Origin of the sequence: Enterobacter cloacae complex sp. P1B (genome assembly GCF_014982345.1) — a bacterium.
Lineage (GTDB): Bacteria > Pseudomonadota > Gammaproteobacteria > Enterobacterales > Enterobacteriaceae > Enterobacter > Enterobacter bugandensis.
The window spans coordinates 1-225 of sequence record NZ_JADCLF010000022.1; the positions used below are offsets into that span (position 1 = coordinate 1).

1 tRNA gene is annotated in these 225 nt (G+C 48.9%); it reads left to right on the forward strand.

Annotated elements, in window-relative coordinates:
• Positions 1-57: 57 nt before the first annotated feature.
• Positions 58-133, forward strand: a tRNA-Glu gene (locus INF77_RS22515).
• Positions 134-225: the final 92 nt, after the last annotated feature.

Below are 225 nucleotides of genomic sequence, written 5' to 3' on the forward strand. Positions count from 1 at the left end.
ACACAGATTGTCTGATGAAAAGTAAACAGCAAGGCGTCTTGCGATTGAGACTTCAGTGTCCCCTTCGTCTAGAGGCCCAGGACACCGCCCTTTCACGGCGGTAACAGGGGTTCGAATCCCCTAGGGGACGCCACTTGCTGGTTCGTGAGTGAAAGTCACCTGCCGTCATATCTCAAAACTGACTTACGAGTCATGTTTGAGATATTTGCTCTTTAAAAATCTGGA